Genomic DNA, 23,272 nt, shown 5'->3' with positions numbered 1-23,272 from the left:
CTCCCTTGGGGGCAAAATCTCGCCCTGCAGGTCAGATCCGGCGCAACAGCCCGCCGAAGATGATCAACAGCAGTCCCAGGACAGCCAAGGGTGCGCCGGGGAACCCGGTGAAGGGCAGCTCCTGACGTACCACCACGTCACGGGCGGGGCCCGTCTCCACGGGCGGCCGCGGCAACTCCGTCCGCGTACGGCAGGCGGGATCGTCGCTTCCCCTGACGCAGTTGCTGTCGGCACCCACGACCACGTTCGTGAGAATCCCGTCGCCCTTGGCCGGGTCGTCGACGGTGACCGAGTAGGTGACGGTGACCTCTCCCCCGCCTGGCACGGTGCCCTTCCACGACACGACAGGCTCCGCGTAGGTCGCCGTGCCCGTGCCGGCCTTGACGTCACCGTTGTACGAAGCGTCGTCGAGCACCTTGGTCAGGTTGTCGCTGAACGAGGCGGCGAACTCGTTGGGCGAGGTGCTGGACACCTTGACCGTGTAGGTCACCGTGTCCTGGCCGACCGAGGCCTGCTTGACGATCTTCACCTCCGCCGGGAGCACCTCCATCCGGTAGTCCTCGACCTCGCCGGGTCCCCCGAAGCCGGTGGGCTTGGCGTCGAAGTCCGCGCGGCGCGCGTTGCCCGACACGCCGTACAGGCGCAGGCGCATGAAGGTCTCGCCCGGCTTGCCGTACGTCGCCCCGGACCAGCGCAGGTCCACCTCGGGGTCCCCGGACGGCACCGTGACCTGGGCCAGCTCGTTCCCGTCGAAGGAGAAGTCGCGGTCGAAGTCGATCCACCCGGCCAGCAGCGCGTCCTGCCCCGTGGCGTTGTGCACCCTGACGGCGGTGAGGCTGAAGTCGGTCTCACCCAGGTAGAGCTCGGGCAGCTCCGGGGTGCCGTCGTCGCCTTGGTCGCCCGCCGCGGCTTCGTGGTCCTCTCCGTCGCTCTCGGCCTCGACCGTGGCGCCGATGCGCAGGTCGGGGACGATCTCCGCATGGGCGCCGTTGTCGGCCCGCTCTGTCGGATACTTCTTGGGCGCGTCGCCCCAGTCGAACAGCGGCGCGGGCAGGTGCTCGTCACAGTCGGGGTCCTTGGAGCCGGCCGGGCAGTTGGTGCCCGGGCCGTTGGAGACCACGGCGTTGTCGAACTTGCCGTCTCCCAGGTCGGGGTCGTCGATCGTGATCGTGTAGGTGATCGTGACCGGACTGCCGAGAGCCACGTTCCCTGTCCAGGTCAGGTCCGGCTCGGTGTAGGCGATCTCGCCCGTGGTGGCGGAGGCGTCCCCGTTGTAGGTGCCGTCGTCGAGGATCTCGCCGAGGTCGTCGACCAGGTCGGCACCCTGGTAATCGGCGGTTCCCACGTTGGTCACGATGATCTTGTACGCGATCTCGTCGCCGGGTCGCGGCCGCTTCGGCAGCCCCTCTTTGACGATCTTCAGCAGCGGTATCAGCACCGGCGGCGGGCTGCACGACGAGTCGTCGGAGCCCGGGGCGCAGTTGGAACCGCGCGGACCCGTGACCGCGTTGGCCAGCTTCAGGTCGCCCTTCGGGGGGTCGTCGACGGTGACCGAGTAGATGACCACGGCCTCGCCGCGCACCGGGAGGTCGCCCGTCCACGTCAGCGTCGGATCCGCGAACTCCGCGGCGCCGCCCCTGGTGTTGAGGCTGCGGAAGGTAGCGTCGTCGAGCACGCCGGACAGGTCGTCGGTGACGGTCTTGCCGGTGAGCGGCACCGTGCCGGTATTGGTGATCGTGAGGCTGTAGGTGACGCTCTCGCCGGGCTTGGCGACGGTCTTGTCGACCTTCTTGACGATCGTCATGCCCTCGACGCCGACCGTGGTGACGCAGTCGGGGTCGGTCGATCCTTCCGGACAACCGCCTTCAGGTGAGACGACCGCGTTGCCGAGCTGCTTGGGCACCGGGTCGTCTGCCGCCTGCACCCTGCCCGCCGTGGCCAAGCCCAGCAGGACCGCCGTGAACACAGCCACCGCCGCCCGCGCCTTTGTCATCCGAATCCCCTCAACCTTGACCCTTGGTCACACATATCGGGTACGGGGCCCCGGACCACTGATGCCGTGGCAGCGGCTGCCCAACCTTGGGCTTTGGCCGGGGCCCCTTTGATCACTTGACGGTGACCGAGTAGGTGATGGTCGCGACCTCGCCCTTGGCCAGGTCGCCGCTCCAGGAGATGACCGGCTCGGTGTAGCCGACCTTGCCCTTGTCGGCGCTCTGGTCACCGTTGAAGGTGGCGTCGTCGAGCACGTCCGCGAGGTTGTCGGTGAACGCCGCCCCCGCGTAGGTCCCCTCGCCGGTGTTGGTGACGGTGATCGTGTAGGTCACCTTGTCGCCCTTGACGGCGGTGGCCGGTTCGACGACCTTCTTCACCTTGATCGCAGCGATCGGGGTGTCGGTCGTGCACTTGGGGTCGGTCGAGCCCGGCGGGCAGTTGGAGCTCGGCGGGCCGGACACGACGTTGCCCAGCTTGTTGTCGCCGCCGGTGGCCGGTGGGCCGTTGACCCTGACCTTGTACGTGACCGTGACCGGGGCGTCGACCGCGACGTCACCGGTCCACGTCAGCGTCGGCGCGGTGAACGTGACGTCGCCTGCCGTCGCCTCGGCGCTGACGAAGGTGGCGTCGTCGATCACGCCGGACAGGTCGTCCGTGACGGTCTCACCGGTGATCGGCACCGTGCCGGTGTTGGTGATGGCAAGCGTGTAGGTGACGGTGTCGCCCGGTTTGGCCGTGGCCTTGTCGGCCTTCTTCTCGACCTCCAGGCTCTCCACCCCGACCGTAGTGGTGCAGTCGGGGTCCGTGGAGCCCTCGGGGCAGCCGCCCTCGGGCGAGGTCACCGTGTTGTTGAGCTCCTTGGGCACGGGAGGATCGTCGGCCGCCCATGCCGACACCCCCGTGCCCAAGGCCAGGAAGAAGACCGCCGATGCCCCGACCAGCCGTGCGGTCAAGGACCATGTCATTTGTGCCCCCACTATCTGGCGAAACAGGGTTTGTGTCACCAGATAACGCGAGCTGGAAATTCGTCGACGGTTTTCCGGTTCAGGCACCGGCAAGCTTTGTGCTCTTATTTGATGATGACCGAATATGTGATGGTTACCACCTGTCCGCCGCCCAGGTCGCCCGACCAGTTCACCTTCGGCGCCGAATACCAGGCCGATCCCGAGGTGGCCTCGACGTCGTCGCCATAAGTGGCGTCGTCCAGCACGTCCGTCAGGTCATCGCTGAAGCTCGCCCCGGAGTACGGCACGGCGCCGTTGGTCACCGTGATCGTGTAGGTGACCTTCTGCCCCTTGATGGCCGTCGTCGGCGACACCGCCTTCTTGATCTTGAACGTGGCGATCGGCACGCTCACCGAGCAGCCCGGCTCGGCACCCGTGGCGCAGTTGCCGCCGGGAGTCGAGGACGTGACGGCGTTGACCAGCTTGAGGTCCCCCGTGCCAGGTGTCCTGACGGTGACTGAATACTTGACCGTGACGGTGGCCCCCACCGGCAGCGGCCCTGTCCAGGTCAGCACCGGCCTCGCGAAGGTGACCTCGCCCTCCGAGGCCTCGGCGTCGCCCCCGTAGGCGGCATCGTCCAGCACGCCGGTGAGGTCGTCGCTGAAGGACGCCGTGGTGTAGGCGGCCTCACCGGTGTTGACCACGGTGATCGTGAACGTGACCTTCTGACCCTGCTTGGCCGGGCTCGGCTCGGCCGTCTTGGTGATCTTCAGCGAAGCCGGGACGATCGTCACCGGGTAGTCCTCGACCTCGCCGTTGACGGCCTCTCCCATCGGGCTCGCCACGTCCGACGCCAGGCCCAGGCGGAAGCGGGCGTACGAGTCTCCTGGTTCGACGTCGTCCGGGACGGTCCAGGTCAGCGTGGCGCTGGTCGCCCCGTCGTCGACGGTGACGCTCGCTCGCTCCCCGGCGTCGAAGCCGCCGTTGCGGTTGAAGTCGACCCATCCGGCCAACTCGCGGCTGCTGCCGGTGGTGTTCTTCACCGTCGCGGTCACGCTGTAGGTGCTGCCGGGTGACTGAGTGAGCAGCGGAAAGGAGGCGATGCCGTCGTCGAGGGCGTCGTTGGCGGCATTGAGCGGGTCGACCATGTCGGCGTCCTGCTCGGCGGTCACGCCGGTCCCCAGGAGCAGGTTGCGGGCGGGGTCGAGGCGGTGCCTGGCGCCGTCGCCCGCCTTCAGGGTGCCGTAGGAGTCGGGCGCGTCGCCGAAGTCGCGGGCGATCAGGCAGGCGCCTCCGTCGTTGGCGGTGGTCGGCTGCGACCTGCCCACGACCTTGGAACCGCCGAACTGCGCGACCCCGCCGCTCACGGTGGTGAGGTCGACCTGGAAGACCCGGCCGGTGTCGTTGCTGGCCAGGTAGAGGTTGCCGAAGTTGTCCATGAACGTGGCGCCCGCCGCGTCGCTCGCGTTCCAGCCCGTGATGGTGGCCACCACGTCGACCTTGCCGGTGGTCGGGTTGATGCGGACCAGCCGCGGCGTGGCGGTCTGGTTGATCGCGTAGAGCATCCCGTCCAGCGGGTGGTAGCTGAAGTCGGAGATGACGATGGAGGTGCTCAACGCCGGACTGGTGCCGATCCGCCGACCGAAGGTGGCGCTCTGGGGATCGACGTCGATCATGTGAATGCCGTGCGTTCCCGCCCCCGCCATGCGGACGTAGAGAATCCGGCCGTCGGACGACACGTCACCGCTGTTGTACGACCCGGCGGGCAACGCCGGACTGATGTCCACGCTCTGCACAGGTGTCGTCCCCGTGGCCGACGGATCCACGATGGCCAGGTCGCCGGCCACCGCCGTCGCCTCGGTGTTGCTCACGATGCCGTACAGCCTGCCGTCGAACCGGTTGTAGCCGAAGGCGTTGTACACGAGCTGCCCAGGGCCGCTGATCTTGGTCTGGGTGCCGTTGGTCAGGTTGAAGTCGTAGAGGCTCGACTCGGTCCCCTGCATCAGGTAGGCGATGTCGGAGCAGAAGTCGAGCCTGCGCTCGGTGATGGTGACCGTCGACTCCCCCGGCGGGTTGAGGCCCGTCTGCGTGGTGTTGTCGGGGCCGTTGGTGTAGGTGCCTACCGGGGCGGCCACGTAGACCGTCGCCGTGCAGGAGGCCTGCCCGGCGGTCAGGTCGCCCGTGACGGCGATCGAGCTCCCGCCGGCCGCCGCGGTCACCGCGCCGCCCGAGCAGGTCGTCGTGCCGGACGGCTGCACGACCTGCATGCCCGCGGGCAGCGTGTCGGTGAACGACCAGTCGTTCTTGGCCAGCAGGTCGGTGGTGTTGGTGATCGTGAAGGTCAGCGCGATGGGCGAACCCGCCGTGGTCGTGGCCGGGTTGAAGACCTTGTCGAGCTGCGGCGTCACGTCACGGATGCCGACGAGATCGATGGCGCCGTCGTTGCCGGCGCCGCTGGCGTTGGTGTTGTTCAGCCTGAGCTTGAAGGACTCCGGCGCGTACAGCAGCGCCGCCGAGGAGTACGTGCCGACGCGGATGGTCATCGTCGCCGTGGAGTCCGGCCGCTTGACCGTGTAGTTCTGACCACCGCTGGCCGTGCACGCGTTGATCGCCCCGCCCAGGTTGGTCGCCGTGGTCCCGTCGACGGCCTGGAACTGGAAGGTGGGAGCACTGGCGAAGCAGTTCGTCGCCGCGGCCTGAACGCCGAAGGCGATGAACCGGTTGCCGCCTCTCGGGTTCGTGACAGCCTGCACGGTCTCCAGTTGCAACCGCTGGGCGGGATCGCCGAACGTGTAGGCCGCCAGTGCGCTGTTGGTCGCGGGATCCGCCGCGCCGCTGTCCTGTCCGAGGGCATACGGAAGGGCGCGGAGCTGGTTGTGGAAGGTGGTTCCGCCACAGTCCCCGGTCTCCCAGGGGTTGTTGAAGTTGAGGACGAAGCCGTTGCACTCTCCGCGGCTGAGCCAGTCGGCTCCCGCCGTGTAGGTGATCACGCCGTCCTTGTGCGTGTAGGCGTTGAGCGTCACCTCCTTCGTCGTGTCAGAGCGGTTCTCGAAGTCCTCCGTGAACAAGACCGTCGGCTCCTGCGGCACGCCGGGTGTGCCCGGATCCTTCTTCGCCTCCGCCTGGGCCGGGACCACCACGCCCAGAAAGGCCACCGCGAGAACCAATTTCCCGTTGAGAAGCTTATTTAGAGAATTGCCAGCCATAATCCCCTCCCTCATGTCACTCCTACCTGAAGGGATATGTAGGAGAAGGAAGGCAACACCCGCAATTAAGGGATTTTGGCGCTCCGCGGCTGCTGGGCCAGGAACTCGATGATCAGCAGCACCAGCAGCAGGCACGCGCAGATGCCGAGCACCACCACCCCGTTCGGGCGCTCCCACCACACGAACACGGCGCCCGCGACCACGCAGGCCGCGATCTGCAGCACCCGGCGGTAGCGCCACACCCACGAGCCCGTCCTGCCCAGGTCCAGGTCGCCGCGGATCCTGGTGACGCCCTTCCGGACGCCCGACCTGGTGGCCACGGCCTTGGGCGAGGGTCCGGTGATGAACGCGGCCAGCGCCAGCACCAGCCCGATCACGAGCACCGTGCGCAGGCCGGTGATGAGGAAGCGGGTGACGGTGTCGAAGATCGCGTCGGCGGCGGCCCGGTCGAGTCCCGCGCCGGTCACCATGTTCAGGAACTGCTTCTGGCCGATCGCCAGCCCCGCCAGGAGCACGAGCATGCTGACGACCAGCCCGATGCCGGACCCGATCAGCGCTCTGCGCCTGCTGCGCGCGACGTAGACGCCGAGCACGATCAGTGCCAGGGCCAGCAGCGGCAGCGCCCACTTCAGCGTCGTCAGCAGGGTGTACCAGTTCTGGTAGCGCTGCAGGTCCTTGGCCTCGAACAGGGTGATGGTCGGATGCAGGTCGTCGGGGATCATGCTGGCGAGCCCGACCCCGTTGGCGACCAGGGCCTGCTCGACCCTGCCGATCAGCGGCCCGAGGTCCAGGTTGATGGTGTCGCCGCTGACCTTCACGCTCTGGGTGCCCTGACCGGACAGCACGCCGACCAGCTGGTTGTGCGCGACCTTGGTGACGCTCGTCCAGATCTCGGGGAAGGCGTCGCTCTGCACCACCTTCTGGACGGCGTTGTGCACGAAGGTCGTCACGCCCGACGTCAGCGGCCCGGCCAGGGCCTCCAGGCGGCCGGTCAGCTTCGGCGGCAGGCTGAGCGCTCCCAGCGCCTCGTCCACCAGCTGCTCCACCGGCACCCTGGCCATGATCGCGTTGGTGGTGCGGTTGATGAGGGCGTTCTGCACGGCGGGGTCGGAGGCCAGCGGGGCGACGTTCTCGACGAACCGCCCGGTGTCGGAGATCTCGTTCGCGGTCCACACGGCCACCGCCGACACCGGCATCAGGATGCAGCCGAGCGTGATCAGCACCACCGATGTCAGGCCGCGCCACCATCCGGAACGCCGCTCGGACTGGAGCCGCTCCACCTCGGCGCGCAGCCGGATCAGCTCGTCGTGCTCCGGATTCTCACTCATGCCCGGATATCTGTCCCGGATTCGATCAAGGAGCGCCCGCGGACTGGTCAACGATCTTCATCGGCGCGGACACGCGACGCCACCCGTCGACCGGCTCGACACCTCGCACCTTCCGCCCGATCCATCCGCCGGACTGCGCCGCCAGTGCGCCCAGCACGGCCGAGCCGACGAGCGCCCCGCAGACGACCGCGAGCCACGACTCCAGCGCGAAGACCACGCCGATCAGCCCGTACCTGCGCTCGTTCGTCTGCAGCACCATCGGCATGTAGACCGACGAGGTGACGGTGAGCACGATCATGCAGAACGTGGACAGCAGAGCCGTCGGCAGCAGAGCCCGCCACCGCACCCTGCCGCCGAGCAACAGGTACGGGGTCCACCACCACAGCAGCAGGCTCCACACCAGCGACAGCACCGACTCCAGCGGAGTCCCCCTCGTCAGCCTGCTCGACAGGAAGATGATCTCCATGAATCCGAGGAACCCGAAGAGCCAGACGGCCCCGCGCCAGCTTCCCCTCAGCCCGAGCGCGCCGATCTGCCACGACCTCTCGTAGAGCCGTTGCAGCGCCCTGGTGAAGCTCGTCGCGGAGAGCAGGGCGATGACCACGCTGATGACGGTGATCGCCCCGTGCCCGCTGTCGCGCGTGCCGTACAACAGGTCCCTCATCGTCGCCGCCGCCTCGCCCTCCAGGCCGAGGCGGTGCTTCATGGTCTCGATGATCCCCTTGGTCGCATCGGGGATGACCACCGAGATGATGAGCAGCAGCGGGAAGACCGACAGGAACAGCTGGGCCGCCAGCACGAAGGCGCTCTCGGTCGGCCTGACGTGCGCGAGCCGGACGAGCAGGCGGCTCAGCGGGCCCGTGCGCAACCGGTGCACCACCGCCGTCAGGGCCTTGCGGCTCGTGGAGGCGTCCTCCTGGGTCACGGGGATCCCCTGCCCTGGGGAGGGTGAAGCGACGATCAACTACTGGAACGTTTCTTCCATGACCTGGCGAGCGGTCCTCGCCCACACGACGGCCGGCGCGCTCACCAGCACCGCACCGGCCAGCAGGGCCACGGCCGTCAGCGTGCGCGTGTCCGGGCCGAACAGCGGCTGGGCGCGCTGCGCCTGCCAGACCAGGATGCCGGTGACCCCCGCGTAGCCGGCCGCGCCCACGACGACCAGCCACGTGCGCGTCACGACGTCACGCAGGACGGCCACGCGGGAGGGGGAACTGCGGCTCCTGCGCCTGGTCGGCACCACCAGGCGGCAGGTGCTGCGGATGTTGCGGCTGGAGACCCTGGCCGCCGTGATCGCCGCCGCGGGCGATCACCAGGCCCGCGGCGAGCGGAGCGGCTCCCCTGACGCCCAGGACGAGGCAGAGCAGGTGGAAGAGTCCGTCGGCGATCCCGAGTCCGAGCACCAGTCCGGACGAGCGTGTCGAAGCCATGGCTCGCCGCCGCCCCCGGCGTGGCGCCCGAACCCCCTGGGCGCCGGCCGGTCATCAGACGACACGTTCGTACAAGCCGTGCCGCGATCGGCTGGGCATCCTGGGGACGGTTCCAAGGAAGGGGTCCCCCGTGCTCAATCTGTCGATCGTCCTGGAAGACAGCGCCCGCCACGTTCCCGACCGCACCGCGCTGGTCTTCGGCGACCTGCGCCTGCCGTACTCGATGGTCGACACCGTCGCCAACCAGGTCGCCGGCCTGCTGGTGGCGCGGGGTATCGGCAAGGGCGACAAGGTCGCCCTGATGTGCCCGAACGTGCCCTACTTCCCCTTCGTCTACTTCGGCATCCTCAAGGCCGGGGCGACCGTGGTCCCGCTCAACGTGCTGCTGCAGCCGCGCGAGATCGCCTATCACCTCGACGACAGCGACGCCAAGGCGCTGTTCTGCTTCGAGGGCACCGCCGAGCTGCCGATGGGGGCGCGGGGGCGGGAGGCCTTCGACGCCACCGGCGGGTGCGAGCACTTCATCGTCCTGCCCGCCACGCCGCTGGCCACCGAGACGGAGCACGGCGAGTCTTTCTGGGCGGCGATCGACGGCATGTCGGGCGACTTCGAGACGGTGCAGACCGGCCCCGACGACACCGCGGCCATCCTCTACACCTCCGGCACCACGGGGCAGCCCAAGGGCGCCGAGTTGTCGCACGTCAACCTGCTGATCAACACGATGGTCAGCGACCAGATGTTCCCCGCCGACCCGGCGGGCGACGTGTCGCTGGCGGTGCTGCCGCTCTTCCACTCCTTCGGCCAGATCTCCGTCATGAGCGTGAGCATGCGCCGCCGCGGCACCCTGGTGCTGATGCCGCGCTTCGACCCGGGCGAGGCGCTGGCGCTCATGCGCAAGGAGAAGGTGACCATGTTCGCCGGGGTGCCCACGATGTACTGGGGCATGCTGAGCAAGATCCACGCGGACGGCGACGAGGTGCCCACGACCCTGAAGGTGGCGGTGTCGGGGGCGGCCGCCTGCCCGGTCGAGGTGATCAAGGACTTCGAGGCCACCTTCGGGGTGCCGATCCTGGAGGGTTACGGCCTGTCGGAGACCTCGCCCGCGGCCAGCTTCAACCAGCTCAGCCGCCCCACCAAGCCCGGCACTATCGGCTTCCCGATCTGGGGTGTGGAGATGAAGCTGGTCGACGACGACTGGAACACCATCCTGGGCGCGGGTCCCGGCGAGATCGCAGTGCGCGGCCACAACATCATGAAGGGTTACTACGGGCGGCCCAAGGAGACCGAGGAGGTCCTGCGCGACGGGTGGTTCCGCACCGGCGACATCGCCACCCGCGACGAGGACGGCTACTACTCCATCTTCGACCGCAGCAAGGACATGATCATCCGGGGCGGCTTCAACATCTACCCGCGCGAGCTGGAGGAGGTGCTGATCACGCACCCGGCGGTGTCGCTCGTGGCGGTCGTCGGCGTGCCGAACGACTCCCACGGCGAGGAGGTCAAGGCCTACGTGATCCCCACGCCGGGGGCGACGGTGAGCGAGGACGAGCTCGTCGCCTGGTGCAAGGAGAACATGGCGGCCTACAAGTACCCGCGCATCGTCGAGTTCCGCGACACGCTGCCGATGACGGCGACCGGGAAGATCCTCAAGCGCGAGCTGCGTTAGGGCACCCAGTCGATCGCCGCCGCGAGCTCCGACGGCGTGTTGCCGAAGGACTCGCGGAAGGCCCTGGTGAAGTGCGGGCTGTCGGTGAAGCCCGCGCTGTGGGCCGCAGCCGTCAGCGTCTGGCCCGCGGCCACCAGGCCGATCGCCCGCTGCAGGCGCAGCCACCGCACGTACGGCCGCAGCGGGATGCCGACGTGCGCGCTGAACAGGTGCGCCAGCCAGCTCGGCGACACGTGGACCGCCTCGGCCACCTGCCCCAGGCGCACCGGGCCGCGCCGCAGGAACGCCGGGATCACCTCGATGGCGGCGTCGACGGCCGGGTGACGGGGAACGTCGGCGGCGCCGCCGTGGCCCGTCCACGACTCCAGCAGCCGCAGCGCCCGCACCGCCTCCGCCGATCGTGCGTGACCCTCCGGGGGGCGGGTGAACATCAGCGGCCGCCGCACCCCCGCCGGGTGCTCGATGCCGCTCTCCTCCGGCGGCGCCCAGGTCGCGGCCTGGACGCCCGCCTGCGCCCAGGCGAGCAGGGCGCGGCCTGGCGCGCTGCGCGGATCCACGAGCACGAGCAGGGCCTCACGGGCTCCGTCGACGATCGTGTGCGGCGCGTCGGGAGGCACGACGGCGATCGTGGCGGTCAGCCGCCCGCCCTCGGCGTCGGCCATGGTGAAGGGCTCCGTGGCGGTCAGCAGCTGGACCGCGTGGTGGGCGTGCAGGTCGTTGCTCCCGACCGACCCGCCGAGCAGCAGGAGGCCGGGGCGCAGTAAGCACCAGCCGCGCCAGTGATGCGACGTCACACCGTCCATTGTCGGCGCGCGGCGACGCGATGGCCGCATGCGGCGATCAGGCGGCGCTACTCGGCCGGCTTAGTCCTGCGCGAGGTCACACGCCTCCGGCGGTCGGCTCCGGCGACTCTCTGGGCAGCGCCACGGCCGACTGGAGCGACTGCGACAGCCTCGACGTCGGCGAGGCGCTCAACCTGGGCTCGCAGGCGATCACCGGAACCCACGACACGTACTATGACTACCGGGTCGTGCTGCGGGTGACCGGGATCTGAGCCTGGGGGGCAGCCGGGGCGGCGCCGTCCCGGCTGACACACGTGAGACGCGGGGGCTCGCGGGTAGGAGGTTGCCTCATGGCGGAAACGAGCGGTCTGGAGCGCATGCTGACCGGCCTGCTGCAAGCCAGCCACCTGACCACGCTGGACGACCTGCCGGCGCTGGTCACCGACCACGCCGCCCTCGCCGGGTTCGAGCGCGTGGTGATCTACCTCGCCGACCTGCAGCAGAACCTGCTGAAGCCGATGTCCTCCGACGGCCTGCCGCTGCGCATCGACACCACGCTCGCCGGGCGCGCCTTCCAGGAGGTCAGGACCCTGTCGCAGAAGGACGAAGACGGGCGGCTCCTGTGGTGGCAACCGCTGCTCGACGGCACCGAGCGGCTCGGCGTGGTGCAGCTGCTCGGCTCGAACGCCGAGCACGAGGGCAGGCATCTGGCCTCCCTCCTGGCGTTGATGCTGGTCAGCCAGCGTGCCCACAGCGACACGTATCCGCGCCTGGTGCGCACGCACGCGATGAACGTCGCCGCCGAGATGCAGTGGCGGCTCATCCCCCCGCTGACCTGCGCCACGCCGCGGGTGACGGTCGGAGCGGTGATGGAACCCGCCTACGAGATCGGCGGCGACACCTACGACTACGCCTTCCACGGCGACACCCTGCATCTGGCGGTCTTCGACGCCATGGGCCACGACGTGTCGGCCGGGCTGACCGCCAACCTGGCCATGGCCGCCTGCCGCAACCACCGCCGCCAGGACATGGATCTGGCGAGCAACAGCGCCGCCATCGAGCGGGTGCTCATCGAGGAGTTCGGCAGGGCCAACCGCTACGTCACGGCCGTCATGGCCGACCTGGACCTGAGCACGGGCCTGCTGACCTGGATCAACCGCGGCCACCCGCCGCCCGTGCTCATCCGCGGCGGGAGGTGGAGCACCACCCTGGAGTGCCCGCCCGCGCACCCGATGGGGCTCGACGCCGGCCTGCCCATCACTCTCTGCCGCGAGCAGCTGGAGCCGGGCGACCGGCTGCTGCTGTACACCGACGGCATCACGGAGGCGGGCGCGGCGCACGGGCGGGAGTTCGGGCTGACGCGCTTCGTGGACTTCATCATCCGCCACCACACGGGCAACCTGCCCGTGCCCGAGACCCTGCGGCGGCTGGTCGCCAACATCCTCACCTACAACGGCGGGCAGCTCAACGACGACGCCACCGTCCTGCTCACGGAGTGGCGCGGAGTGGCCCACGAGCCGCTGACACGGCAGGCCTTCGGCGCGTGAGGCTGGGCGCCGTTCCCGGCGCCCAGCCTGCTCGGCCTGCTACTGGGCGGCCGGGTAGTCCACGATGTAGACCGGCACGCCGATCTTCGTCGTGTCGGCGGCCTCTCCCACGCCGTTCACGACGTGGTCGATGATCCCGGCGCTGAGGTTGACGGTCATGATGTGGTGCAGCTTGATACCGGGCCGCTGCGGCACCTCGAACCCGTTCTCCGTGTGGATCTCCGGGTTGTTCTGGTTGAACACGTAGACGCCGCCGCCGTAGAGAGTGTGCGTCCTGACGCGGTCGCCGACCTTGTAGCCTGCCCAGCCCTCGACGTCGCCGTTCATCCAGTCGGCCTGCGTCGGCGGGTCGTAGGGCAGCTCGTTCTGGTACAGGATCGTCGTGCCCGCCTCGCCGTTCCACACGGTGTTGTACTGCTGGAAGTGCTCGACGAACAGCCCGGTGGCGGTCACGCGGTCGCCGTTGATGACGGCGCCGTTGCGGCCGTGGTTGGTGTTCCAGCGCTGGGTGTCGGTGAAGCCCTCGACGCCGTGGTCGGCGCGCCACACCCAGGCGTGGTCGATGAGCACGTTGTCGCTGTTGACCTCAAGGGCGGTGTCGGTCTTGCCGATGTGCGGCCCGCCCACGCGGAAGTACACGTCGGACAGGGTGGTCGGGTTGTCGGGCTGGCTCCAGCGCAGCCCGTGCCTGTCGCCGACCTTCAGCAGGACGCGCGACTTGTCCAGGCCCGCGTCGACCGTCACGCCGGCGACGACCACGCCGGGCACGTCGGCGACGTCGAGCGGGGTGGCGCCCCTGACGGCGGTGAGGGTGGCGTGCCCGAGGCCGAGCACGACCGTGTTGGGACGGATGACCCTGATGCTCCTGGCGATGTCGTACACGCCGGGGGTGAGCAGCAGGTGCTTGCCCAGGGCCAGGTGCAGGTTGATGACGTGCACGGAGTCGCCGGGCTTGGCGACGTAGAAGTCGGACAGCGGGATCGTCCGGCCGGGCGTCAGGCCCGCCCCCCAGGTGATGCCGCGGGTGTCGCGGCGGGCGGAGGGCACGCGGACCTGGTACTTGCCGCGCGAGTCGGTGAACAGGTACGGCTTCTCGCGGCTGATCGGGGTGTTGTCGATCGTCGTGTACGGCGGGGCGGGGAAGGCCGAGTCGTCGGGGGCGCCGACGACGCCGGAGAAGACCTGGTTCCACACGCCGTTCGACCATCCGGCGACCTCGCTGTCGCGGGTGAGCCACTGCTGCTGCGAGCCGTTGACCACGGAGGGCAGCTTGGAGTCGGCGATGAAGCCGCCGCTGGCGTACTGGGGCCCGGCGGTGCAGTAGTCCATCAGCGACAGGGTGCCGCCGCTGACGTTGAGCCTGCGCATGGAGACGGCCTGCGACACGGCCCAGAAGTTGGCCGAGGAGCGGCAGCCGTCCTGGCCGGCGGCGTTGATGTTGATCGAGAGGTTCGACAGGGTGCGCCAGAAGTTGACCAGCGCCAGGCAGTTGCCGGTGCCGCCGTCGGCCAGGCAGCGGTTGTAGACCTCGACCTTGCCGTTGATGACGACGTCGGTGGGTGAGGCGCCGAGGCCGGCGACCTCGGTGTAGTAGCCGACCTTGATCTGCAGGGGCTGCTCGGTGGTGCCGTAGGTGCCCGGCTTGAACAGGTAGGCGTGGCGCTTGGTGCCCATCTCGTCGTTGACCTGGGCGGCGTGCGCCGCGTCGAGGGTCGCCTGGATGTCGGCGACCGGCATCGACGGGTCGAAGACGGTGATGTTCGGGCCCAGATCGGCCGTGGGGGCCGCGGCCTGGGCGGGCATGGCCACGGCCGCGGTGGCGAGGAGGGTGATCGCGATCACGAAGGATAACGCGCGAGGCATAGGGGGGTCCTTTCGACCGTGAGAGAGAGCGCTCTCTCACGTGTGCCTGTTGTAACCCGTGAACCCCCCGTAATTCAAGAGCCTCCAGCGGCCAGCCTCATCAGGTCGGAGTCCAGGTCGATCGCGAAATCTTTGCTGTCCTCGTGGTTGTAGCTCCGCCACTCCACCTTGCTCGCGAAACCGCTCTCCATGAGCAGCAGCAGCTCGAGCGCGGCCCGCTCGATCCGCTTGTTCAGCGCCGGGTCGCTCCAGTCCTCCGGCGCGGCGAACAACGAGGTGGGTGCGACCATCGCCCGCAAGTAGCCGAACAGGGAGCGCATCTGGTCGTCGACCACCAGCCCGTGCCGTGCCGTACCCGCGGTGGCGGCGAGCACGATCGGCTTGGCGATCAGCAGGTCGTTCTCCAGCACCTGGAAGAACGAGGTGAAAAGCCCGCTGGCGCCCGCCTTGAAGACCGGGGTCGCGGCGATGACGCCGTCGGCCTCGCGCAGCGCGGCGATCGCCTTGTCGAGCTTCGGCCCGACCATCGGGGAGATCAGCGCGGTGGTGACCTCGGTGGCCAGCTCCCGCAGGTCGATCACGCGGACGCGCACCTCGCCGCCGCGCTGCCCGGCCAGCTCGGCGACCTTCTGCGCGGTCCTGTCGGCCAGCATCCGCGTCGAGGAGGGGTCACTCGTTCCCGCGGTGACGACTACCAGTTCCATGATTGCTCAGCTTCCATGTCAGTTCGCCCAGGAGGCGGATCTCTTCGGGGGTCAGCGCGGCGTTGACCGCGCGGGCTACGGACCGGGCGTGACGGCCGCCGATGCGGCGTTGCGTCTCCCGCCCGGCCTCGGTCAGCGACACGCGCACTCCTCTGCCGTCGAGAGGGTCGGCGCACCGCGCGATCAGGCCGCGCTCCACGAGCCGCTCGACCAGCCGCGACAACGCGGGCTGGCTGAGCAGCACGTGCTTGTGCAGGTCGCCGACGCGCGTCGGCTCCGGGCACTTCGACAGCGTGTAGAGCACGTCGTACTCGCGCATCGACAGGCCGTCCCAGATGTCCTCGGCCGCGAACTCCTTCATCAGCGTGGAGTAGGCCGACATCAGCCCCTCCCAGGAGCCGTTGGCCGTCATTCCGAGTCCTGGTACGGCGAGCCTCCGGTGACGTTGTCGCCGCGGTTGGCGTTGGGGCGCGGCTGGCGCGGCGCCTGGTCGCCGTACTTGGCCTTGACGCGGGCGGCGTGCGTGGGAGCCTCGGCCGCCTCCGGGTCGCGCCTGGCCTCCAGCTCCTTGCGCAGCACCGGCACGACCTCCTCGCCGAGCAGGTCGAGCTGGTTGAGCACGGTCTTCAGCGGCAGGCCGGCGTGGTCGATGAGGAACATCTGGCGCTGGTAGTCGCCGAAGTGCTCGCGGAAGGTCAGCGTCTTGTCGATGACCTCCTGGGGGCTGCCGACGGTCAGCGGGGTGGACTCCATGAAGTCCTCCATCGAGGGGCCGTGGCCGTACACGGGCGCCTCGTTGAAGTACGGGCGGAACTCCTTGATCGCGTCCTGCGACCTGCGGGCGATGTAGGCCTGGCCGCCCAGGCCGACGATGGCCTGCTTCTCCGTGCCGTGGCCGTGGTGGGCATAGCGCTGGCGGTAGAAGGCGATCAGCCGCATGAAGTGCTCCTTCGGCCAGAAGATGTGGTTGGCGAAGAAGCCGTCGCCGTAGAAGGCGGCCTGCTCGGCGATCTCGGGGGTGCGGATCGAGCCGTGCCACACGAACGGCGGCACGTCGTCGAGCGGGCGCGGCGTCGAGGTGAAGCCCTGCAGCGCGGTCCGGAAGCGGCCCTCCCAGTCGACGACGTCCTCGCGCCACAACCGGTGCAGCAGGTTGTAGTTCTCCAGCGCCAGCGGCAGGCCCTGGCGGATGTCCTGGCCGAACCACGGGTAGACCGGGGCGGTGTTGCCGCGTCCCATCATCAGGTCCATGCGGCCCTTCGACAGGTGCTGCAGCATCGCGTACTCCTCGGCGATGCGCACCGGGTCGTTGGTCGTGATCAGTGTGGTCGCCGTCGACACGATCAGGCGCTCGGTGGTCGCCGCGATGTGCGACAGCAGCGTGGTGGGCGAGGAGGAGAAGAAGGGCGGGTTGTGGTGCTCGCCGATGGCGAAGACGTCGAGTCCGACCTCTTCGGCCTTCTGGGCGATCCGCACGACGGCGTCGATGCGCTCGGCCTCGCTCGGGGTCTGGCCCGACACGGGGTCGCGGGTGATGTCACTGACCGAGAAGATTCCGAATTGCATGACTACCCTCCGTATAACTTCATGCGTTTGCATCTACCTGAACCGAAGCCTACGGCGGGATATTCCATGCTCCGTGCGATCAGATGCTCCAGCGTGGTCCCTCTGCCGTGTCCTCCACCCGGACCCCGCCCTCGACGAGCGCCTCACGCAGCAGGTCGGCCTGGCCGTAGGCGCCCTCGCGCCGCAACTTCTCCCGTACGGCCAGCAGCGGCGGCACCAGCCTGGCCAGGGCCTGACCGGCGGTGTGCGTCCCGAGCTCCGCGATGAGCCTGCGCAGCACCTCCCTGGCCTGCTCGGGCCCGCCATCGTCCTGCTCGGTGTCGGCCGACCACCCGGCGATGTCCTCCTCCAGGCGCAGCAGCGCCCGGGTCGCCGCGGAGACGTCGTCGGAGCCGAGCGCCGAGGCGAACGACCGCTCGCTCGCCTCGACGAGCTCCGACAGGGTCTCCTGCGGGGCGGCCGGCGGCACGGGCGCCGGTTCGCCGAGCCGCGCCTCGCCGCGCAGCAGCACGCGCAACTCGGCCAGCGTGGTGCTCGATCCGGAGGGCAGCACGCTCTGCCCCTCCCTCGTGCGCACGGTGACGCCGCCGCGCCCCGCCACGCGCGCCCGCTCGTCGACGAGGTCGATCAGCAGCGCGGTGTGCTCGTCGATGCCCAGGACGCCCGTCCCCGCAGGCAACTCGCGCTCCATGCGAGACAGGCGACGCTCGCCCAGGTAGCAGAACCGGGTGTCGTGGGTGCCGCCCTCGGCGTTGTCGTAGTGCGGGATCACCACGGCGTCCAGGCCGATCACGGCGAGCAGGTCGAGCCCCTCGCGCCAGTGCGGCTCGGCTCCCACCTTGTAGATCTCGTAGACGGGGACGGTCGCGGCCCCGGCCGTACAGGCCGCGGCGGAGGCGAAGACCGTCACGCCCCTCGCCGCCCGGATCCTGGCACGCAGGTCGGCCGGGACCGAGCTGCCCGACCACCGGTCCAGCGCGTAGGTGGGGCTGCCGGGGCCGCAGAACACCCAGTCGACCCCGGCCACGACGCCGTTCACCTCGACGTCCACGCCCACGCTCCTGGCGAAGTACTGACGGGCGCGGGTGGAGATGTCGGCGGCGTTCTCCTGGAAGGCGTAGGGGGTGTCGAGCAGCACCGCCCGCGGCTTGGGGCCCAGCGCGCCGATCACGCTTCGGTGGATCTCGACCATGGTCGGGCTGGTCTCCCCCGAGCCCATCAACACCAGTGCCCCGTGCATCGTGTCCTCCTCATGTGCCTGCCGTACCAGCCACGCACGGGACACGCGCTGCCGCAACTCGCCATCTGCTGTGGAGTCGCTCCTGCATACTTGTCGCAATGGTTTCCGTTGAGGTGCTGATGCTCCTGGCCGACCACGAGGGAGTGTGGTCGTACCGCCGGGTCACCGGCGCGCCCGCTCCCGGCGAGGGGCCCGACGCGGCCGCCCGGCGGATCAGCGGGGTACGGGCCGACGATCCGGCGTGTGTCGTCCACTCGACGAGCTGGCGTCACCTGCCCGAGGACGACGAGATCGTGCTCACCTACGCGGTGTGCCCCGACCCGGATCCGGAGGCCGCCAGGATCGTCCTCGACGACCCGGTCATCGCCAGGGGCCAGGCCCCCGCCAGGCCCAGTCCCGCGCTGATCGAGGAGTCGCACGTCGTCGCGCACGCCATCCAGCACCTGGCCTTCCTGCGGGCCACCGACCCGGTCGTGCAGGGCGCCCTGGAGCAGTGGCCCGCCATCGCGATGGCGCTCACGGCCAGGTCGGCCGATCAGACGTTGCCGAGCACCCGCGTGACCCTGATCTCCAGCACCACCCGCTCCGGGTTGGGCCGCGGCGGCCGGTAGCGGGCCGTGTAACGCCGCTCCGCGTCGGCCACCTGCTCCGGCTCCCGGCGCACCACCGCCTCGCCCTCCAGCGTCGACCAGCGCCTGCCGTCGACCTGGCACAACGCCACCTTCGTCGCGCCCTGCGCGACCAGCACCGCCTTGCGCGACCCTCCCGATGTGATCACCCGGGCGATGCCCGTCTCGGGATCGAGCGTCGCCCCGACGGGCACCACGTGCGCGGTGCCGTCGGGGCGGACCGTGGTGAGCGTGCACAGGTGCCGCTCACGCCAGAACTGCGCGAAACCGTCACCCCGGCCGGCCAGGTTCACGTGGCCGCCCCGGCGCGGCGCTCCTCGAACTCGCGCATGACCTGCTTGCGCGCGGCCTTGGAGAGCCGGTCGATGTACAGCATGCCGTCGAGGTGGTCGGTCTCGTGCTGCAGGCACCGCGCGAGCACGCCGGTGCCGTGGACGGTCACCGGCGCGCCCGTCACGTCGAACCCGTGACACGTCGCCAGGTCCGGACGGCCCACCACCGCCCTCGGACCGGGGATCGAGAGGCATCCCTCGTCGTCGGGGTCGAGGTTGCGCTCCTGGCCCTGCGGCAGCACCAGCGTCGGGTTGACGATCACGCCCTTCTGGAAGACGTCGTCGCCGTCCGGGCAGTCGTAGACGAACACCCGCAGGTCCACGCCGATCTGGTTGGCCGCGAGACCGACGCCGTTGGCGGCGTACATGCTGGCGAACATGTCGTCGACCAGCGCGGCCAGCTCGTCGTCGAACCGCTCGACCGGCCGGCACGGGGAGTGCAGCACCGGGGTGCCGACGATGGTGATGGGTCGTGCCGTGCCGCTCACGTGGGTTACCGCCTCGGTCGTGTGGTGTCGATGACGGCCAAGTGTTTCATCCCCCGATGGTCACCGGCGGCTGCGGACCTCCCCTGAGAGCGCCAGCCTCGGCCAGCCTGCCACGTCTCGCTGCAGCTGACGATCGTGGGTGGCCACGACCACGGCCGCCCCCGTGACCTGGAGCGCCTCGGTGAGCTCGTCGACCAGGGCGATGGACAGGTGGTTGGTCGGCTCGTCGAGCAGCAGCGCGTGCGGCCTGGCCGCCAGCGCGCAGGCCAGGTCGAGCCGCCGCTGCTGGCCCATCGACAACTCGCCGACCCGCTTGTTCGCCTCCTGCGACGACAACAGGCCGAGCGAGGCGAGCCCGACACTCTCCGCGTCGTCGAGCAGCCCCGCCGTCACGAGGTCCGCGAGGTGCTCGGCGAACACGTCGCGCGCCCGCCGGTGCAGCGGGCGCGACGACTCCTGCTGGAGCAGGTGCACGCGCGCCCTGCGAGCCCGGTGCACCGTGCCGGTACCGGGCGCCAGCAGTCCCGCCAGCACCGCGAGCAGCGTCGACTTGCCCGCGCCGTTGGCTCCCGTGACGACCAGCCGGTCGCCGGAGTCCAGCGTGAGATCCACAGGGTACGGCAGGCGCCCGGCCACGGTGACGTCCTCGGCGCGCAGGAGCGTCACCCCGCTCGGCGCCGAGAGCTCGGGCATGAGGAAACGTCGCGGCGGCGTCGGCGCGGTGATGCGATGCTCCTCCAGCTGGTCCTGGCGGCGGTGCACCGCCCTGGCCAGCGAACCCGCCCTGGTGGCGCGCTGGTGCCTGCCGGTGCCCTTGTCGGGACGCCAGCCGCTGACCAGCCGGTTCTGCGCCTTCGACAGGTCGTCGGCCAGCCTGGCGTGCTCGGCCTGCTGCTGGGTGTATTCGGCCTCCCAGCGCTGCAGCTCCGCCTCGCGGCCCTCGCGGTATCCGGGGTAGCCACCCCCGTAGACCTGCGGCGTGCCGTCCCTGGTCGGATCGAGGTCGAGGACGGTGTCCACGACGTCCGACAGCAGGGCGCGGTCGTGGCTCACCACGACCACGCCGCCCGGGTAGGCGCGCAGCCGGTCGGTCAGGAAGTCGAGCGCGTCACGGTCGAGATGGTTGGTCGGCTCGTCGAGCAGCAGGAAGTCGTGCCCGGCCGCCAGCAGCACGGCCAGCCGTACGCGGTATCGCTGGCCCACCGACAGCCCCGACAGCGGCCGGCTCCGATCGGTGACGGCCCCGAGGCCCTCCAGGGCCATGTCGACGCGCCGGTCGGCGTCCCAGCCGTCGAGGAGCTGCACCAGGTCGAGCGCCTGGCTGTACTCCTCGTCGGCGCCTGGACGGCCGTCGGCGAGCCCGGCCGTCGCCTCGTCGAGCCGCTCCATCGCGGCGCGGGTGGCGGCGAGCTGCTCGTCGACGACGTCGCCGATGGTGCGCTCGTCGTGGTCGGGCATCTCCTGGGTCGCCAGCGCCAGCGTGCCGACCAGCTGCACGTTGCCCTGGTCGGGGGCCAGCTCGCCGGCGAGCACGTGGAGCAGCGTGGACTTGCCGCGCCCGTTCTCGCCGACCACGCCCCAGCGGGAGCGAGGCGTCACCGTCATGCCGACGCCGGTCAGCACGGGACGGTCACCGCGTTGCAGGTGGATGTCGGCGCAGGTCAGTTGTGCCCGTTCGCGGGCAGGAAAGGTCGAGGTGACCATGGATTCTTCCTCCGGGCATGCGCCGGCCAGTCAGGCATGCATGCCGTGAGTCGATGTGGAGCGCACGGAAGGCGCGTCAGGACATCGGAGCGGGGCCGCGGGCCCGGAGGAATCAGAGGAAGAACAACTGGTGCATGCCTCCAGGCTATCAAGATCACCCGGTGGGCTCGCAAATGGTTTTTCCGCAGGCTGTGAGCCACGCCACATAAACCCCGCTCACCTGTGAAATCAGGTGACATTTCAGATCGAGTCCCCGAATCTGGAAGGCGACCGATGAGTTTTGTCGGTGGCGTCAGTCACTCTTTACATGACGACGACTTGCGAGACCGAGAGCTGGGAGACCAGCCGAGTCCACGCCAATCCCAACCACTCTGATCGGGGTGCTGTGTCTATTTCACAGGTAGATTCACCTGCCAAGCTCGAGCCCGAGAAGACCTCGGGTCGCACACCTGCCGTGATCCGGCTGTTGGTGCTGGCCACCTTCGTGGTCATCCTCAACGAGACCATCATGATCAACGCGATCCCCCGGTTGATGGCCGCGCTGAACATCACCGAGCAGACCGCCCAATGGCTCTCCACCGCCTTCATGTTGACCATGGCCGCCGTGATCCCGATCACCGGTTGGTTCCTGCAGCGGGTGACCACCCGCACCGCCTATACGACCGCGATGGCCCTGTTCTTGACCGGCACCGCCCTGGCCGCCGTCTCGCCCACGTTCGAGGTGCTCCTGGGCGCCCGCATCGTGCAGGCGTCCGGCACGGCCGTGATGATGCCGCTGCTGATGACCACCTTGATGCAGGTCGTGCCGGAGTCCGACCGTGGCCGGGTGATGGGCAATGTGACCCTGGCCATCTCGGTCGCGCCCGCCATGGGCCCGGCGGTGTCGGGAGTGATCCTGCAGTTCGGTTCCTGGCGCCTGCTGTTCGCCGTGGTGTTGCCGATCGCCGCTTTGATCACCTGGGGCGGTCTGCGCAAGCTCAAGAACGTGAGCGAGACCAAGGCCAGCACCATCGACTGGCTCAGCGTCGTGACCGCGGCGGCCGGCTTCGGCGGCCTCGTCTACGGCCTGAGCCGCTTCGCGGGCGACAACCTCGGCCTCGCCGTGGCGATCACCGCCGCCGGCCTGATCACCATCGCGATCTTCGTCCTGCGCCAGCTGTCGCTCCAGAAGCGCGACATCCCGCTGCTCGACCTGCGCACCCTGCGCTTCCGCACCTACACGGTCTCGCTGATCCTGATGTCGGTCGCCTTCATGGCGATGCTCGGCTCGATGATCCTGCTGCCGCTGTACCTTCAGAACATCCGCGGGCTCAGCGAACTGCAGAGCGGCCTGCTCGTGATGCCCGGTGGTCTGGCGATGGGTCTGCTCGGACCTACCGTCGGCCGGCTGTTCGACAAGTTCGGCGGGCGCGTGCTGGTCATCCCCGGCGCGATCGGCATCTCGCTCTCGCTGGCCGGCTTCACCCAGGTCTCGATGACCATGCCGTTCTGGCAGCTCCTCGGGCTCCACGCCCTGCTGATGATCAGCCTGGCGGCGCTCTTCACCCCGGTGTTCACGCTCGGACTCGGCGCCGTGCCGCCTCACCTGTACTCCCACGGCAGCTCCATCCTGAGCACGCTGCAGCAGGTCGCCGCCGCTTTCGGCACCGCGCTGGTGGTCACGGTCATGAGCGCCCGCTCCGAGGCGCTGGAGGCGACGGGGGTCGCGGCTGACGTCGCCCTGCTCGACGGCATGCGGCTGGCGTTCATCATCGGGGCGGTGTTGTCGATCGCCGTGGTGGTCACGGCCCTGCTCCTGCCCGCCCGCGCCGACAACCCCGGCGAGTTCGGGGGCCACGGGCACTGATCCGA

At 69.6% G+C, this 23,272-nt stretch carries 21 protein-coding genes; 5 read left to right on the top strand and 16 right to left on the bottom strand.

Annotated features, from left to right (window positions below; all coding sequences use genetic code 11):
* Positions 1-31: 31 nt before the first annotated feature.
* The 7 genes from ACIBH1_RS36415 to ACIBH1_RS36385 form a co-directional block, all read right to left on the bottom strand.
* On the bottom strand, positions 32-1,993 hold the full coding sequence (locus tag ACIBH1_RS36415; RefSeq protein WP_397318572.1) for a GEVED domain-containing protein: 1,962 nt from the start codon (positions 1,991-1,993) through the stop codon (positions 32-34).
* 112 nt (positions 1,994-2,105) lie between these two features.
* A complete protein-coding gene (locus ACIBH1_RS36410; protein WP_397318571.1) occupies positions 2,106-2,957 on the bottom strand; it encodes a hypothetical protein in 852 nt (283 codons plus the stop codon).
* Positions 2,958-3,061: 104 nt separating this feature from the next.
* The gene (locus ACIBH1_RS36405; RefSeq protein ID WP_397318570.1) at positions 3,062-6,091 is read right to left on the bottom strand and encodes a DUF6923 family protein; all 3,030 of its coding nucleotides are present in this window, start codon (positions 6,089-6,091) and stop codon (positions 3,062-3,064) included.
* A gap of 116 nt (positions 6,092-6,207) precedes the next feature.
* Positions 6,208-7,470, bottom strand: coding sequence for a hypothetical protein (locus ACIBH1_RS36400; RefSeq protein ID WP_397318569.1), 1,263 nt, complete (start codon positions 7,468-7,470; stop codon positions 6,208-6,210).
* Positions 7,471-7,495: 25 nt separating this feature from the next.
* On the bottom strand, positions 7,496-8,395 hold the full coding sequence (locus ACIBH1_RS36395) for a YhjD/YihY/BrkB family envelope integrity protein (protein ID WP_397318568.1): 900 nt from the start codon (positions 8,393-8,395) through the stop codon (positions 7,496-7,498).
* A gap of 39 nt (positions 8,396-8,434) precedes the next feature.
* Positions 8,435-8,650, bottom strand: coding sequence for a hypothetical protein (locus tag ACIBH1_RS36390; RefSeq protein WP_397318567.1), 216 nt, complete (start codon positions 8,648-8,650; stop codon positions 8,435-8,437).
* Positions 8,651-8,654: 4 nt separating this feature from the next.
* On the bottom strand, positions 8,655-8,900 hold the full coding sequence (locus tag ACIBH1_RS36385; RefSeq protein WP_397318566.1) for a hypothetical protein: 246 nt from the start codon (positions 8,898-8,900) through the stop codon (positions 8,655-8,657).
* 130 nt (positions 8,901-9,030) lie between these two features.
* On the opposite strand from ACIBH1_RS36385, the gene ACIBH1_RS36380 reads away from it, so the two are divergent.
* Positions 9,031-10,566, top strand: coding sequence for a long-chain fatty acid--CoA ligase (locus tag ACIBH1_RS36380; RefSeq protein WP_397318564.1), 1,536 nt, complete (start codon positions 9,031-9,033; stop codon positions 10,564-10,566).
* Here ACIBH1_RS36380 and ACIBH1_RS36375 read toward each other — a convergent pair.
* The gene (locus tag ACIBH1_RS36375; RefSeq protein WP_397318563.1) at positions 10,563-11,360 is read right to left on the bottom strand and encodes a helix-turn-helix transcriptional regulator; all 798 of its coding nucleotides are present in this window, start codon (positions 11,358-11,360) and stop codon (positions 10,563-10,565) included. The genes ACIBH1_RS36380 and ACIBH1_RS36375 overlap by 4 nt on opposite strands.
* A gap of 29 nt (positions 11,361-11,389) precedes the next feature.
* Here ACIBH1_RS36375 and ACIBH1_RS36370 point away from each other — a divergent pair, with 29 nt between their 5' ends.
* Together ACIBH1_RS36370 and ACIBH1_RS36365 are read left to right on the top strand one after the other, a co-directional pair.
* Positions 11,390-11,620, top strand: coding sequence for a hypothetical protein (locus tag ACIBH1_RS36370; RefSeq protein WP_397318562.1), 231 nt, complete (start codon positions 11,390-11,392; stop codon positions 11,618-11,620).
* A gap of 78 nt (positions 11,621-11,698) precedes the next feature.
* On the top strand, positions 11,699-12,895 hold the full coding sequence (locus ACIBH1_RS36365; protein ID WP_397318561.1) for a PP2C family protein-serine/threonine phosphatase: 1,197 nt from the start codon (positions 11,699-11,701) through the stop codon (positions 12,893-12,895).
* A 39-nt stretch (positions 12,896-12,934) separates the two neighbouring features.
* On the opposite strand, the gene ACIBH1_RS36360 is transcribed toward ACIBH1_RS36365, so the two are convergent.
* From ACIBH1_RS36360 to ACIBH1_RS36340, 5 genes are all read right to left on the bottom strand, one after another.
* Positions 12,935-14,758 (bottom strand): adenylyl cyclase, encoded by a 1,824-nt coding sequence (locus tag ACIBH1_RS36360; RefSeq protein WP_397318560.1) that lies wholly within the window; start codon positions 14,756-14,758, stop codon positions 12,935-12,937.
* A 74-nt stretch (positions 14,759-14,832) separates the two neighbouring features.
* A complete protein-coding gene (locus ACIBH1_RS36355; protein ID WP_397318558.1) occupies positions 14,833-15,462 on the bottom strand; it encodes a CE1759 family FMN reductase in 630 nt (209 codons plus the stop codon).
* On the bottom strand, positions 15,428-15,874 hold the full coding sequence (locus tag ACIBH1_RS36350) for a MarR family winged helix-turn-helix transcriptional regulator (RefSeq protein ID WP_397318557.1): 447 nt from the start codon (positions 15,872-15,874) through the stop codon (positions 15,428-15,430). The genes ACIBH1_RS36355 and ACIBH1_RS36350 overlap by 35 nt, the downstream gene beginning before the upstream one ends.
* Positions 15,871-17,028, bottom strand: a complete 1,158-nt coding sequence (locus ACIBH1_RS36345; protein WP_397318556.1) for an LLM class flavin-dependent oxidoreductase — start codon at positions 17,026-17,028, stop codon at positions 15,871-15,873. The genes ACIBH1_RS36350 and ACIBH1_RS36345 overlap by 4 nt, the downstream gene beginning before the upstream one ends.
* Positions 17,029-17,107: 79 nt before the next feature.
* Entirely contained in the window at positions 17,108-18,268 is a 1,161-nt protein-coding gene (locus ACIBH1_RS36340) for a hypothetical protein (protein ID WP_397318555.1), read from the bottom strand.
* Positions 18,269-18,366: 98 nt separating this feature from the next.
* Here ACIBH1_RS36340 and ACIBH1_RS36335 point away from each other — a divergent pair, with 98 nt between their 5' ends.
* Positions 18,367-18,879 (top strand): hypothetical protein, encoded by a 513-nt coding sequence (locus tag ACIBH1_RS36335; RefSeq protein ID WP_397318554.1) that lies wholly within the window; start codon positions 18,367-18,369, stop codon positions 18,877-18,879.
* Here ACIBH1_RS36335 and ACIBH1_RS36330 read toward each other — a convergent pair.
* From ACIBH1_RS36330 to ACIBH1_RS36320, 3 genes are read right to left on the bottom strand one after another with little or no spacing between them, the layout of a single operon-like run.
* The gene (locus ACIBH1_RS36330) at positions 18,804-19,190 is read right to left on the bottom strand and encodes a pyridoxamine 5'-phosphate oxidase family protein (RefSeq protein ID WP_397318553.1); all 387 of its coding nucleotides are present in this window, start codon (positions 19,188-19,190) and stop codon (positions 18,804-18,806) included. The genes ACIBH1_RS36335 and ACIBH1_RS36330 overlap by 76 nt on opposite strands.
* Entirely contained in the window at positions 19,187-19,717 is a 531-nt protein-coding gene (gene def / locus ACIBH1_RS36325) for a peptide deformylase (protein WP_397318552.1), read from the bottom strand. Before def ends, ACIBH1_RS36330 begins: the two co-directional genes overlap by 4 nt.
* Positions 19,718-19,777: 60 nt before the next feature.
* On the bottom strand, positions 19,778-21,421 hold the full coding sequence (locus ACIBH1_RS36320) for an ABC-F family ATP-binding cassette domain-containing protein (RefSeq protein WP_397318551.1): 1,644 nt from the start codon (positions 21,419-21,421) through the stop codon (positions 19,778-19,780).
* Positions 21,422-21,875: 454 nt separating this feature from the next.
* Between ACIBH1_RS36320 and ACIBH1_RS36315 the strand changes: the two genes are divergently transcribed.
* Entirely contained in the window at positions 21,876-23,267 is a 1,392-nt protein-coding gene (locus ACIBH1_RS36315) for an MDR family MFS transporter (RefSeq protein WP_397318550.1), read from the top strand.
* The last annotated feature ends 5 nt before the right edge of the window (positions 23,268-23,272 follow it).

Source organism: Nonomuraea sp. NPDC050663, assembly GCF_044456985.1.
Classification (GTDB): Bacteria; Actinomycetota; Actinomycetes; order Streptosporangiales; family Streptosporangiaceae; genus Nonomuraea.
This window is presented reverse-complemented; position numbering and strand designations above follow the sequence as displayed.